Origin of the sequence: Aliiroseovarius sp. S1339 (assembly GCF_023195695.1) — a bacterium.
Taxonomy (GTDB): Bacteria; Pseudomonadota; Alphaproteobacteria; order Rhodobacterales; family Rhodobacteraceae; genus Aliiroseovarius.
In genome coordinates this window covers 567317-581244 of record NZ_JALPQG010000001.1, presented here as the reverse complement: position 1 = coordinate 581244, position 13928 = coordinate 567317, and the positions used below count along the sequence as shown (strand labels likewise).

Here is a 13928-nt window from a genome sequence, read left to right as displayed (position 1 = left end):
GTCAGGCCTCTTTCTGCAGCATCATCTGCGGTTCGCGTGTCGGAAAAGTATCAGGTGGAAAGCCACCCAGAATGCGGGTTGTCTGGCGGGCATGGGCCATCAACTTGTCTCGGATCATCATGCGCAGCGTGTCCGTCATCCGCGACACAGGCGCGGCCACGGCCATCGCGCCAATACAGTTTGACCGGGCATCAAAGATCGGCGCGGCATGCGAGAATACATCTTCCTCAAATCCACCGACCGAGGCTGCAATGCCTTCGGTGCGGATCGACGGCAGCAGCGCGCGAATCTGGTTTGGATCGGTGATCGTTTGTGGTGTGCGTGATGTTAACGGGCGCGACAGCATCTCATCGACGAAGGATTTTGGCGAATAGGCCAGCACGGCCAGTCCCGAACCCGTGGAATGAAGCTCCAACACTTCGGCGTCGTCCATCATCACCATCGTGCCGTGGCGGTTGGAATAGACATAGGCGAGGTTTGACAGCACCTCGCCATTCAACAGCGACATATGCGCGGTCTCGCCCGTCGCGTCGCTGAGTTCGGTCAAGTGTTTCAACGCAACATCGCGCATGGGAACGTTCTTTTCGCGCAGTGCTGCAAGACGCAGAAAGGCGGGGCCAAGGCGGTATTCACGCCCGGTTCCGACCTGTTCGACGAATCCGTGCGCGGCGAGCTCACCCAGCAACCGATACACCGTGGCCTTGTTCAACCCCGACAGGCGCGCCAACTCGCTCAACCCGATCTGCGGGGTGGCGCGGCTGAAAAAATTCAGCAGAGACAGGGCTTTGGAGGTCGTTCCCATCGGTGGTCCCAAATTATTGCGGGGCACAAGCGACGGCGCTGCCCGCAAAATCACTTCTCATGTTCATTGTTTTGTTGACAGGATTGACCCGGCTCTGTCAATCTAAATTAAAACCAATGGTTCAAATAATGAACCGACATATGAGACCACGACGCAATAGGGAGATCGTCATGAACACCAAATCCATTCTGGCAGGGGCCGTCGCGCTAACCGCTGCTGCACTTGCTGGCCCGGCGCTGGCCGAATACCCGGAAAAGCCTGTTAGCTTCATCGTGCCGTGGCCTCCGGGCGATCTGGAAGACGTGCTGACCCGCATGATCGCCGAAGACTTTCAGGCCGAATACGGTGTGTCGGCGGCTGTGGTGAACAAACCCGGTGGCGGCGGTGGTCCGTTCCCCGGCGCGATCGACGTGGCAACCGCCCCGGCAGATGGTTACACCATCGGCAGCTTCGTCCCCGCCGTGCCGGTGATCGGCCACGAGATCGGCATCGACGAACTGACCCCGGCCAAGTTCGACCCGATTGGCATCTTCCTGACTTATCCGTTTGTGATCGCGACCAGCATGGATGCGCCCTATAGCTCGATGGAAGAGCTTGCGGCCTATGCCAAGGAAAACGACGTGGCACTGGGCCATTTCGGCGACGTTCTGACGCCCACGCAGGTGACGAAAGCCTATGCAATCAATGCTGAATTTAGCTGGGGATCGGATGCGGCCTTTGATGCGCTGGATTGTAATACGCTGGCATCGGGGGACGCGGATGTCATCAACACCACGTTGCAGTTGATCCTGCCCTGCCTTGACAGTGTGAAGGTGCTGATGGCTGTGACCGACGAGCGTATCAGCCTTATCCCCGACGTGCCGACCATCGGCGAATTGGATGAAAGCCTGAACATCGCACTATGGAACGGTCTGTTTGTCACCAAAGACACCCCAGCAGACGTGCGTGAAAAGATCGCCGCTGTCGCCTCCAAGACCGTGATGAGCGAACGGGCGCAGGCTGTCGCCAAGGAAACCGGCGCGCTGGTCTATTGGATGGATGCAGAGGCCTCTGCGGCCCGCATCGCAACCGACCAAGAAACCGGTGCGCGGATTGGCAAGATCCTCGAATAATACTCCCTGAGCAGGGCCGGCATCGTCTGGCCCTGTTTTCCGATGAGGGGCAGGCATGAGCGACGACATTTCCGAACATCCGGACCGACCGCAGCGCGGCCAAGTGCTGTTCGCAGCCTTGTTCCTGATCTGCGCGACACTGTTGATTGCGGCCTTGGGCAGCCAGACCAAGTGGCTGGACGGCAAAGATTTCTTTGCCCAGCCCCGGTTCTGGCCCGCCATTGGCGTGGGTGGCATGGTGTTATTCACTGCCCTGCATTTCTGGCATCTACCTCGCAAACCGCGACGTCTGCCGCGCTGGATGCGTGAGGCGGACTGGCTACAATGGGCGGAAAGCCTGTTCTGGGGTGTGCTGGCGCTTGCCCTATCTCTGTGGCTGGGGCCGATCAAGGCCGCACCCTATGTGTTTCTGGTGGCGACCATTCGCGTGACGTGGCTGTACCAACACTGGACCGACCGGCGCGAGGCGAAGGTCTGGGCGTCCGTGGTTGAATGGGCGGGTTGGTTTCTGGCCTATGTCCTTTTGGTGCCGATCATCGGGTATCTGCCGGTGACTGTCGCCTTCACGTTGCTCTTGACATGGCGGGTGGGCTACCGCGACCGCATCATGATGATAAGCGCGGTTCTGTTCGCCATCGCCGTCGTGCTGGTTTTCAAAAGCTTCCTGCAAGTGAAAATCCCCGGCAGCGCGCTGTATGAGTATTTGCCCGGCGCGTTGCGCTCTTTCTTCATCCTGAATTTCTGAGGGGCCGATGGACCTGATTTTCGACTTCCTTGCACAGGTTCAGGCCAGTTCGAACTATCTGGCGCGCTGGGACGTGGTGCTGGCGCTTCTGGTTGGGTCGGTTGGCGGCGTGATCATCGGCGCGATCCCCGGCGTGGGGCCAGCGGTTGCCATTGCGATCTTGCTGCCCGCGACCTTCTCGATGGACCCGATTGTCGGATTGACGGTGCTGTTGGGCATCTATGGAAGCTCGATGTATGGCGGGTCGATCCCAGCGATCTTGATCAACACCCCAGGCACGGCGGTCAATGCGCTGACCACCTATGACGGCTTTCCAATGACCACGCGAGGCGAGGCGCGCCGCGCGTTGTCGCTGGCCTATAGTTCGTCGTTTTTTGGCGGCATCTTTTCGGTGATGTGCTTGATTTTTTTCGCGCCAGTGTTGGCAAAAGTCGCCCCGATGTTTGGTAGCCGGGAAATTTTTTTGGCGGCCCTTCTGGGCATCATTCTTGTGGTGACGGCGCACCGCAAACACTCGTTGATTGCCGCCGCCATGGCGTGTTTTGGCATATGGCTGAACACCATCGGGCTGCATTCGGCCAGCTACTCAAAACGCTATACGTTTGACCAAAGCTGGCTGTCGGGTGGCGTCAATCTGATTGTCGTGGTGTTGGGGCTGTTCGCCCTCAGCCAAGCTTTTACGCTGCTGCACGGAGACGATGAAAAGGTACGCTTGACCAAACTGAAGGGCAGCTTTTTTCAGGGGTTCCGCGAACTTGCCCGCCACCCGCGCATCGCCGGTGTGTCCGCAGGGTTTGGCGTGATCATGGGGATGATCCCCGGTGTGGGCGAGTTTACCGCGCAGTTCATGTCCTATACCTATGCGCAGAAATCCTCGAAACGTCCCGAAGATTTCGGCCATGGGTCAAGCGAAGGGCTGATCGCAGCCGAAACCGCCAACAACGCGGTGCCTGCGGCCGCCATGGTGCCGCTGCTCGCGCTGGGTATCCCCGGTGAGGCGCTGACGGCGATGATGCTGTCGGTCTTCTACGTGCACAATGTGATCCCCGGCCCGCAACTATTCCAAAATGACATGGATTTTGTCGTGGCACTGTATTTGGCGCTTTTGATCTTGAACGTGCTGGTGGTGATCTTTCTGCTTGTCGCCACCAATCAGTTGATCAAGGTTGTGAAAATTCCCAACCGGTTCCTTGGTGTCTGCATCCTGATCCTTAGCTTCGTCGGCGTGTATAGCCTGCGCAACTCGTTCACGGACTGCATTCTCGCGGCGAGCTTCGGCATCTTCGGGTTCATTATGAAACGGATGCAATTGCCCGTCGTGCCCATCGTGCTTGGCATGGTGCTTGGCGGCATCATGGAGGTGAAGCTGCGCAGTGCCATGGCGCGGGTGAAAACCCCGCTCGACTTTATCGATCGCCCGATTGCGGCGATCCTTTTCACAATGATCATTCTGGTTTTGATGCTGCATTTCCGCAGGGTCTGGCTGGATCACACAGAAAGAAAGACGGACGAATGGCAGACCAGTCACGCATCAACGAGCTTCGCCGCCATCCTGTCGCGCCGCAGAACCTTTATATTGACGGAGCGTGGGAAGAAGGTTCGGGGGAAACGCAAGACGTTCTCTCGCCGATTGACGGATCGACGCTGACGACGATCATCCGTGCGTCGGCGACGGATGTGGATCGCGCTGTGGCAGCCGCACGGCGCGCATTTGACGACGGACGCTGGAGCAGGGCAGCGCCCGCACATCGCAAGAAGGTGCTGCACAGGTTGGCCGATCTGATCGAGGCCCATGCGCTGGAACTGGCGGTTCTTGGTGTCCGTGACAACGGGACCGAGGTTGGAATGGCGTTGAAGGCGGAACCCGGATCAGCCGCTGACACGTTTCGGTATTACGCCGAAGCTCTGGATAAGGTTTACGGCGAGATTGCTCCGACGGCGGGCAACGTGTTGGGGCTTGTGCACAAGGAGCCTGTGGGCGTTGTCGGCGCCATTGTGCCGTGGAACTTCCCATTGATGATTGGGGCATGGAAGCTGGCCCCTGCAATGGCGGCAGGCAACTCGGTTGTGTTGAAACCTGCCGAAACCGCTTCGCTGAGTTTGCTCAAGCTCGCGGAACTGGCGTCCGAAGCGGGCTTGCCTGATGGCGTTCTGAACGTCGTGACCGGCAAAGGATCCATCACCGGCGAAGCGCTGGCCATGTCGATGGATGTGGATGTGCTGGTCTTTACAGGCTCGGGCGGGGTTGGGCGCAGGTTGCTGGAGTACTCGGCGCGGTCAAACCTGAAACGCTGCTATCTGGAACTTGGGGGCAAATCGCCGAACGTGGTCTTCTCCGATGCGCCTGACCTCGAGGTGGCGGCGAAAATGTCTGCCGCTGGGATCTTCCGCAATGCCGGTCAGGTCTGCGTCGCGGGCTCGCGATTGCTGGTCGAGGAAAGCGTGCATGATGAATTCGTTGAAGCTGTATCCCGACACGCCGCAGCCATGAAAGTTGGCGACCCACTGGACCTGACCACCAATATCGGCGCGGTGAATAACCTGACCCAGCTTGAGGGCAATTTAGGCTTCGTCACCCGCGCGCAGGAAGAAGGCGCGCATGTCGCGCTGGGCGGGTCGCGTGTGCTTGAGGACACTGGCGGATATTACATGGAACCGACAGTGCTAACGGGCGTTCAGCCACAGCATCATGTGGCCCAGAATGAGGTGTTCGGCCCGGTCCTTGCCGTGACCCCCTTCAAGACCGATGAAGAGGCCGTGCAAATAGCTAATTCTACAAATTTCGGTTTGGCCGCAGGGGTTTGGACGTCGAACCTAAGCCGTGCGCACAGAATGGTGCGCGACATTCAGGCGGGCGTGGTGCATGTGAACACCTATGGCGGTGCGGACGGCACGGTGCCGTTGGGTGGCGTCAAGCAATCCGGCAATGGGCATGACAAATCAATGCACGCGTTCGACAAGTATTTCGACCTTAAGACAGCCTGGATGCAGCTATGAGCGATAAGACAATTCTGGTCGTCGGGACCTATGACACCAAGGATGACGAGCTGAATTACATCGCGGACGTGATCCGTGGGCAGGGCGGTGCGGTCAGGACGATGGACATCTCGGTCCTGGGCGACCCCAACGCGCCGTGCGACTATTCAAAGCATGACGTGGCCCAGGCTGGTGGGTCGACGATACAGGCCGCCATCGACAGCGGGGATGAAAACACTGCCATGCAGATCATGGCGCAAGGGTCGGCGGCGCTGGCATTGAGGCTCTATCGCGAAGGTGTGTTTGATGGGCTGATTGTGTTAGGCGGCACGATGGGCACCGATGCGGCGCTGGACTTGTGTCAGGCACTGCCGATCGGGGTGCCGAAATACGTGGTCTCGACCGTCAGCTTCTCGCCCTTGATCCCGCCAGAACGCCTTCCGGCTGATGTGCAGATGATCCTGTGGGCAGGTGGGCTTTATGGGCTGAACTCGATCTGTAAGGCCTCGCTGTCGCAGGCGGCGGGGGCTGTGTTGGGCGCGGCGCGGGCTGTTGAGACGCCGGAATTCAAAAAGCCGCTGATCGGGATGACCAGCTTTGGCAAGACGGTGCTGCGCTATATGGTGAGCCTGAAACCGGCACTGGAAGCACGCGGGTTCGAGGTGGCTGTCTTTCACGCCACCGGCATGGGCGGCCGGGCGTTTGAGAGCCTTGCAGCAGAGGGAGCGTTTGCCGCCGTTCTGGACTTTGCCCCGCAGGAACTGGGCAATCATATCATGGGGTCAACGATTTCCGCCGGGCCAGATCGGATGACAGGCGCAGGTGGGTCTGAAACACCGCAGATGGTGTCGATCGGGTGCTATGATCTGGTGGATTTCATCGGCTGGCAGGACGTGCCGCAAAAGCTGGCGGGGCAGGAGGTGCACGCTCATAACCGGCTGCTCTCGTCGGTGGTGATGTCGCCGGATCAGCGGCGCGAGATGGCGCGGGCCATGTGTGCCCAGCTTTCCGACGCGAAGGGGCCTGTGACGCTGCTCCTGCCTTTGAAGGGTGGCAACGAATGGGACCGTGAAGGTGGACCGCTGCATTATGCCGAAGGTCTGGCGGCGTTCATCGATGAAATTCGTACACAATGCCCTGACAACGTGACCCTTCTGGAATTGGACGCCCATATCAATGACCCGGCGTTTTCAGACCGCGTGTTGACCGAATTCGATGGATGGGTCGCGGCAGGCATCGTCAAGGCATGAGGCAACTTGTTGCACCTACAATGAATTGCGTTTCCCAAGCGCGCGGTGTTTACTGCCAGTGTTAAGGAGTGACCATGCCGCACCTGTCTTTCGAATGCAGCCACGGGCTGGGCCAGCAGGCAGATTTGCCAGCGCTGGCCGAGACCATGCGCGCCGCACTGGCCGCCACGGGGCAGTGCCCCATCGGCGGCATCCGCGTGCGTGGGTTCGAAGCGGACGTTGACGCCATCGGCGACGGGGCAGGCGGGTATCACTTCCTTGATATGATCCTTAGGCTTGGGCTGGGTCGGGACGAGGCGACGCGCGACGCCATCGCCGACCAGCTATATGCGGCAGTTGAGGCTGCTCTGCGCCCACAGATGGGCGATACGCCCTTCATTCTTAGCCTTGAGGTTCAGGACATTGAAACCCGCTTCAGCCGCAAAAGCTGGAGCACGATCCACGCGGCCCTCCGCGAAAAGGAACCGGAATGAGAAAACTTGAACGCGCCCTTCCCATCGCGCTGCTTCACGCGCGTGAAGCCACCCTGAAGCCCTTCCGTCACGAGCTGGACCAGATTGACCTGACCGTGCAGCAATGGCGTGTCATCCGTGTGCTGGCCGAGGGCAAAGCCTGCTGTGCGACCGAATTGGCGGAACGCTGCGTGCTGATGCCGCCAAGCCTGAGCCGCATCCTGAAAAACCTGACGGAACGTGGACTGATCGAGCGGGTGGATGACAGCGACGGTCGCCGTCGCAAGGTGCAGATCGCGCCTGCGGGTTGTGCGAAATACACCCAGATGTCGGGCAAGGCCGCGAAGATCTATGAGGATCTTGAAAACCGGTTTGGGCCTGAGAAGATGGAAACGCTGCTGGACCTGCTGAACGAGCTTTACGCGGTGGCCGAAGCCTCCTGACGCTGCGATTTGCTTGCGCCGTGACGGTGCGCGGCTTACCCATGGGAAAGGTTAGATTAGAACGAGGTTCCCATGAGCGACCAACAGACCGCACCCGAAGGCAACATCATCCTGAGAACACTGGCGATGCCCAAGGATACCAACGTGTCCGGGGACATCTTCGGCGGCTGGGTGCTGAGCCAAATGGACATCGCAGGCGGCATCATCGCCGGCGAACGCGCACAAGGCCGCGTGGCCACCGTCGCGGTGAATGCGATGAAATTCATCCAGCCGGTGAAAGTGGGCGACGTGCTGTGCGTCTATGGTCGGGTTGGACGGGTCGGCACCACGTCGATGGCGATTGAGCTTGAAGCCTGGGTCAACCGCGATCGTCTTGGCGAGCGCCAGAAGGTCACCGAAGGGGTGTTTGTGTTTGTGGCGTTGGATGACAAGGGGCTGCCGGTGGCGGTGGAGAAGGGGTAGCGCCCCAAACTGCAATGCCCCGTCCGGTCGATAGACCGGACAGCGCCCCGCTGATCGGCAGGTGATTGCTTGCAATCACCGAGAGATGACCCTCCCCACGGGAGGGCGCTTCACGCCCGCCTAGAGGTCAGGCGCTGTCCTTGTGTACCAAAGAAGAAGGGCGATCCGAAGACCGCCCGACGTTCAAACGAACAAGCCGATGATTGTCAGCAAGAGCGCAATGGTTCCAACAACGTCACCATATGACACTCGCCCCTCTATCTTGTATGAAAATCGCATTGGAATTGTCCTTAGCGATGCCCATGCGCACGAGCGTTAAAGAACACTCAGTGGATTATACTGCCCTTGCTAGCAGTTTGAGCAACCGTTCGGCCGATTGGCTGCTCGAGCGGAGCGCGACCCGCTAGCATTGCTCGTTGAATCACTCGCAGAGTTGCCTCGGACGTCCTTCGCCTTTCACCGCTAGGCTACTCGACTTAGCGCCGCTAAGCACTTCCCAGATCGTGGGCAGGTTTAACCTTGTTCCCGAAGGAGTGGCGCACCTTCCCTACAGCCGACCTCGTCGGCCTCCATGGGCTAGAACAATATAAGAACTTCCGCGTCGAGCTTCAATAGCAAACAAGCGCGAACGCGGATTTGAAGTCAAATCCACTGCCTCGCGCCGATGAAAAACGGCCCCTTAATCGGGGCCGTTTGTTCATCTCGTAAACTTCTTATGCTTCAACCGCTTGGGCTCCAGTGCATCCGGCCCCAGCCTGCGCTTCTTGTCCTCTTCGTAATCCTCGAAGTTGCCTTCGAACCATTCCACATGCGCTTCGCCTTCGAAGGCAAGGATGTGGGTACAGATACGGTCAAGGAAGAAGCGGTCGTGGGAGATGACGATGGCGCAGCCGGCGAAGTCCACCAGCGCGTCTTCGAGGGCGCGCAGGGTTTCCACGTCGAGGTCGTTGGTGGGCTCATCGAGCAGCAGGACGTTGCCGCCCTCTTTCAACAGGCGCGCCATGTGGACGCGGTTGCGTTCACCGCCCGACAGCAGGTTCAGCTTTTTCTGCTGATCGCCGCCCTTGAAGTTGAAGGATGAGCAATAAGCCCTTGAATTGACTTGCGCATCACCCAGTTCGATCAGCTCGGCCCCGCCCGATATCGCTTCCCACACGGTTTCGTTCGCGTTCAGATCATCGCGGGACTGGTCGACATAGGACAGCTTCACGGTGTCGCCGATTTCGATGGTGCCGGCGTCGGGTGTCTCTTCCCCGGTGATCATCTTGAACAGGGTCGATTTACCGGCGCCGTTGGGGCCGATCACGCCAACGATGCCGCCGGGGGGGACGCTGAAGGACAGATCCTCGATCAACAGTTTATCGCCCATGTGTTTTTTCAGGCCGTCGACCTCGATCACCTTGGACCCCAAACGCGGCCCGTTCGGAATGACGATCTGTGCGCGGCCCACGCGGTCACGTTCAGACTGGCCTGCCATTTCGTTATAGGCGTTGATCCGGGCTTTGGATTTCGCCTGCCGGGCCTTCGCGCCCTGACGCATCCATTCCAGCTCTCGCTCCAGCGTTTTTTGCTTGGATTTGTCTTCGCGCGCTTCCTGCGACAGCCGCTTGGCCTTCTGTTCCAGCCAAGCGGAATAGTTGCCTTCGTAGGGGATGCCACTGCCGCGATCGAGTTCCAAAATCCAGCTGGTGATGTCATCCAGGAAGTAACGGTCGTGAGTGACGATCAGGATGGTGCCTTTGTAGTCGATCAGGTGTTGTTGCAGCCACGCGATGGTTTCGGCGTCCAAGTGGTTGGTCGGCTCGTCGAGCAGCAGCATGTCGGGAGCTTCAAGCAGCAGCTTGCACAGGGCCACACGGCGCTTTTCACCGCCTGACAGCTTGGTGACGTCGGCGTCATCGGGGGGGCAGCGCAGCGCCTCCATCGACACATCGATTTGCGCGTCCAGATCCCAGAGGTTCTGCGCGTCGATCTCGTCTTGCAGCTTGGCCATTTCCTCGGCGGTTTCGTCCGAATAGTTCATGGCCAGCTCGTTATACCGTTCGAGGATCGCCTTCTTATCAGCCACGCCTTTCATGACGTTGCCGCGCACGTCCAGCGATGCGTCCAGTTCCGGTTCCTGTGGTAGGTAGCCAACCTTGGCGCCCTCGGCGGCCCACGCTTCGCCCTGGAAATCCTTGTCGATCCCCGCCATGATCCGCATCAGCGTCGATTTACCCGAGCCGTTGACGCCCACCACACCGATCTTCACGCCGGGCAGGAAGCTCAGGCGGATGTTCTCGAAGCATTTCTTGCCACCGGGATAGGTCTTGGAAACCCCGTCCATGTGGTAAACGTATTGATAAGCGGCCATGGGATGTGTCCTCGCGTTTGACTTCCGGTTGTCTTAGCCAGACAAAGGGGGCAGGGCAATCCCGAAGGAGCTTTCATGACCTATCATCCGGCTGAAGATCGCTATGAAAAGATGGAATATCGGCGTTGCGGGGCGTCGGGTCTGAAACTGCCTGCGGTCAGCTTGGGGCTGTGGCACAATTTCGGGCATGACTTTCCACATTCAAACAAGCAAGCGATTTGCCGCGCGGCGTTCGACAACGGGATCACGCATTTCGATTTGGCCAACAATTATGGCCCGCCCGCAGGCAGTGCGGAGGAAGCATTTGGCGAGATTTTACGGACGGATTTTGCGGGCTTCCGCGACGAGTTGATCATCAGTTCCAAAGCCGGCTACGAAATGTGGCCGGGGCCATATGGTGAATGGGGCAGCCGCAAATACCTGATTGCCTCGTGCGATCAAAGCCTGAAGCGGATGGGCGTTGATTACGTCGATATCTTCTACAGCCACCGGTTTGACCCTGACACGCCGCTTGAGGAGACCATAGGCGCGTTGGATCACATCGTCCGGTCGGGGCGGGCGTTATACGCGGGCATTTCCAGCTATAACAGTCAGCGCACCCGCGAGGCGGTGGCGATACTGAATGATCTGGGCACGCCCTGCCTGATCCACCAACCCAGCTACAATATGCTGAACCGCTGGGTCGAGCGGGATGGGTTGAAGAATACATTGGCCGAATTGGGCGTCGGGTCCATCGCGTTCACACCGCTGGCGCAGGGCTTGCTGACGGGCAAATACCTGAAGGGCATTCCCAAGAACAGCCGCGCCAGTCAGGGCAAATCTTTGGCCCCATCGCTGGTGTCCGACAACGTGGTGAAAAGCCTTCGCGCGCTGGCGGGTATTGCAGAGCGTCGCGGGCAGACGCTGGCACAGATGGCGATCGCATGGGTCTTGCGTGATGGCGGGATTACGACGGCCCTGATCGGTGCGTCGCGGCCTGAACAGGTTCTTGATTGTGCGGGTGCTGTTGACAATCTGGCGTTCTCCAAGGACGAGCTGGCCGAAATTGACGCCTGTATCAGCGAAGAGACTGCAAACCTGTGGGCCGCCTCGTCCGAGACGGACTAGGGCAGGCGACACGCGAAACAGGCCGGGCAAAGAGATCCAGATGCGCTACGAACTGCCATATGCACGGCCCGGACAGGTGGTTGGTCTGCTGGGAGGGTCATTCGATCCAGCCCACCAAGGTCACGCACATATCACGCGAGAGGCGCTGAAACGGTTCGGGCTCGATCGTGTCTGGTGGCTCGTTTCACCGGGTAACCCGTTGAAAGAAAACGGACCCGCAGCGATCGAGGTGCGGCTTGCGCGCGCGCGTGAGGTGATGCAGCACCCGCGCGTCGACGTCACAGACATCGAGCGCCACACCGGAACGCGCTACACCGCGCAAACGCTGAAAGCGCTTCAAGCCATGTATCCCGGTGTTCGGTTTGTCTGGTTAATGGGCGCGGACAATCTGGCCGACTTTCACCGCTGGGGCAGGTGGGATTGGATTATGGCCAATTTCCCGGTCGGTGTGATCGCACGCCCGGGCAACCGGGTGGCGGCACGGATGTCCCCGGCGGCCAATCGGTTTCGACAGGCGAAAATATCGGGGCGCGCCTCGCATCTGCTGGCGCGCGCGCCATCACCCGCTTGGTGCCTTGTGAATGTGCCGATGGTGAATATCTCATCCAGCCAGATACGGGCGCAAGGCCAATGGTAGCTATTGTTACGGCGGCATTGCGCGCGTGTGTATGCCAGCACGCCTTAGGCAAACAATCGGGTTGCCCTGACGCAGCGCGCACGGTTTACTTGATCCATGGCTAAAGTGATTTCGAGGCGTGCAATTTTAGGGGGGCTGGGCGCAAGCTTGGCAGGCCCGGTGTTTGCAAATGCGCCAGAGCGGTCGATCCGCCCTGCGCCCAAAATCCTCGACTTCAGCAAGCGCACGATCCCGACTGCCGAGGCCCTGATGGCGGATGCCAATCTGGGTGGGAAGATCGGCTTTGTGGTGGCCGACTCCAAGACGGGCCTGATCCTAGAAGCAAACAGCCCGGTGCTGCCGCTGCCACCTGCCAGTGTTGCAAAGGCGATCACCGCGGTCTATGGCATTTCGTCACTTGGGCTTGAGCATAGTTTTGCGACCGAAGTAATCGCGACCGGCCCGATTGAAGCAGGCGTCGTTCAGGGCGATCTTGTGCTGGTCGGCGGGGGTGATCCGACGCTTGATACAAATGCACTGGCGGGTCTTGCCAAGGCGCTGAAAGCCAAGGGTATTATTGCCGTGAAGGGCGATTTTGTCGTCTATGGCGGACAGCTTCCTTATCAGCGAATGATTGATCCGGGGCAACCAGATCATCTGGGCTATAACCCGGCGGTGTCGGGATTGAACCTGAACTACAACCGGGTTCATTTCGAATGGAAACGCGCCGGGAAGGATTTCGATGTGGCGCTGGACGCGCGATCGGGTCAGTTCCGACCGGTCGTAAAAATGGCCAAAATGCAGATCGTCGACCGCCGTGGGCCTGTCTATACCTACGACGACGCGATGGGCGTGGACAATTGGACCGTGGCACGCGGCGCTTTGGGCAAGGGTGGTTCGCGCTGGCTGCCTGTGCGTCGCCCTGACCTTTATGCAGGCGAAGTCTTTCAGGTGCTGGCGCGTGGCGAAGGCATCCGGCTGCCCGGCCCGGTCGTCAGCACGACACCACCAAAAGGGACTGTGCTGGCCGCCCACCGGTCGCGGGCCTTGATGGATATGACACGCGGTATGCTGAAATACTCAACTAATCTAACGGCCGAGGTGATCGGATTGTCGGCCAGCACTGCACGCGGCGAGGCACCGACGAGCCTTGCTACGTCTGGGGCTGCGATGGGAGATTGGATGAACACAGAACTGGGCGCACGCCGCGCGCAGTTTCAAGACCACAGCGGCCTAAGTGATCGATCGCGTATTTCGGCCCATGACATGGTGAAAGCATTGGTCAGCGTCGGGCCAAATGGTTATCTGCAAGGGCTGATGAAAGAGGTGAGGCCGCTGGATCGCAAAGGCCGTCCCGTCAACGACGCCGCCTATTCGATCCGCGCCAAGACAGGCACGTTAAACTTCGTCAGCTCATTGGCTGGATATCTGACCGCACCTGATGGCACCCCGTTGACGTTCGCCATATTCACCGCCGATTTGGACCGCCGCGCAGCAATTCCTAAAGCGGAACGCGAACGGCCCAAGGGCGCAAAAGGATGGAGCCGCCAGTCCCGCTGGTTGCAACAACAGCTTTTGTCGCGCTGGGCTTTAACCTACGGCACGTGAAA

13 protein-coding genes are annotated in these 13928 nt (G+C 59.4%); 11 read left to right on the top strand and 2 right to left on the bottom strand.

Translation table 11 applies throughout. The features are described from left to right. Window position 1 precedes the first annotated feature (1 nt). Window positions 2-802, bottom strand: coding sequence for an IclR family transcriptional regulator (locus MUY35_RS02695; RefSeq protein ID WP_248363745.1), 801 nt, complete (start codon window positions 800-802; stop codon window positions 2-4). A 170-nt stretch (window positions 803-972) separates the two neighbouring features. On the opposite strand from MUY35_RS02695, the gene MUY35_RS02690 reads away from it, so the two are divergent. The 8 genes from MUY35_RS02690 to MUY35_RS02655 all read left to right on the top strand — a co-directional run bounded on the left by MUY35_RS02690 (window position 973) and on the right by MUY35_RS02655 (window position 8242). Next, window positions 973-1914: a tripartite tricarboxylate transporter substrate-binding protein gene (locus tag MUY35_RS02690; RefSeq protein WP_248363743.1), complete on the top strand. Its 942-nt coding sequence runs from the start codon at window positions 973-975 to the stop codon at window positions 1912-1914. A 55-nt stretch (window positions 1915-1969) separates the two neighbouring features. Continuing rightward, a complete protein-coding gene (locus tag MUY35_RS02685) occupies window positions 1970-2659 on the top strand; it encodes a tripartite tricarboxylate transporter TctB family protein (RefSeq protein ID WP_248363742.1) in 690 nt (229 codons plus the stop codon). Between the two features lie 7 nt (window positions 2660-2666). Further along, on the top strand, window positions 2667-4307 hold the full coding sequence (locus tag MUY35_RS02680) for a tripartite tricarboxylate transporter permease (protein ID WP_248363741.1): 1641 nt from the start codon (window positions 2667-2669) through the stop codon (window positions 4305-4307). Further along, window positions 4190-5656, top strand: a complete 1467-nt coding sequence (locus tag MUY35_RS02675) for an aldehyde dehydrogenase (protein WP_248363850.1) — start codon at window positions 4190-4192, stop codon at window positions 5654-5656. The genes MUY35_RS02680 and MUY35_RS02675 overlap by 118 nt, the downstream gene beginning before the upstream one ends. Then, complete coding sequence (locus tag MUY35_RS02670; protein WP_248363740.1) at window positions 5653-6885, top strand: Tm-1-like ATP-binding domain-containing protein; 1233 nt, start codon at window positions 5653-5655, stop codon at window positions 6883-6885. Before MUY35_RS02675 ends, MUY35_RS02670 begins: the two co-directional genes overlap by 4 nt. Window positions 6886-6959: 74 nt before the next feature. Further along, window positions 6960-7358, top strand: a complete 399-nt coding sequence (locus tag MUY35_RS02665; RefSeq protein ID WP_248363739.1) for a 5-carboxymethyl-2-hydroxymuconate Delta-isomerase — start codon at window positions 6960-6962, stop codon at window positions 7356-7358. Continuing rightward, the gene (hpaR, locus tag MUY35_RS02660) at window positions 7355-7780 is read left to right on the top strand and encodes a homoprotocatechuate degradation operon regulator HpaR (protein ID WP_248363737.1); all 426 of its coding nucleotides are present in this window, start codon (window positions 7355-7357) and stop codon (window positions 7778-7780) included. Before MUY35_RS02665 ends, hpaR begins: the two co-directional genes overlap by 4 nt. Before the next feature lie 72 nt (window positions 7781-7852). Then, a complete protein-coding gene (locus tag MUY35_RS02655; protein WP_248363735.1) occupies window positions 7853-8242 on the top strand; it encodes an acyl-CoA thioesterase in 390 nt (129 codons plus the stop codon). Window positions 8243-8939: 697 nt separating this feature from the next. On the opposite strand, the gene ettA is transcribed toward MUY35_RS02655, so the two are convergent. Further along, entirely contained in the window at window positions 8940-10595 is a 1656-nt protein-coding gene (gene ettA / locus MUY35_RS02650) for an energy-dependent translational throttle protein EttA (RefSeq protein ID WP_248363733.1), read from the bottom strand. A gap of 75 nt (window positions 10596-10670) precedes the next feature. Between ettA and mgrA the strand changes: the two genes are divergently transcribed. The 3 genes from mgrA (at window position 10671) to dacB (ending at window position 13926) form a co-directional block, all read left to right on the top strand. After that, window positions 10671-11702, top strand: a complete 1032-nt coding sequence (mgrA, locus tag MUY35_RS02645) for an L-glyceraldehyde 3-phosphate reductase (protein WP_248363730.1) — start codon at window positions 10671-10673, stop codon at window positions 11700-11702. Window positions 11703-11742: 40 nt separating this feature from the next. Further along, window positions 11743-12339, top strand: coding sequence for a nicotinate-nucleotide adenylyltransferase (locus tag MUY35_RS02640; RefSeq protein WP_248363728.1), 597 nt, complete (start codon window positions 11743-11745; stop codon window positions 12337-12339). Between the two features lie 96 nt (window positions 12340-12435). Continuing rightward, window positions 12436-13926, top strand: coding sequence for a D-alanyl-D-alanine carboxypeptidase/D-alanyl-D-alanine-endopeptidase (gene dacB, locus MUY35_RS02635; protein WP_248363726.1), 1491 nt, complete (start codon window positions 12436-12438; stop codon window positions 13924-13926). Window positions 13927-13928 lie beyond the last annotated feature (2 nt).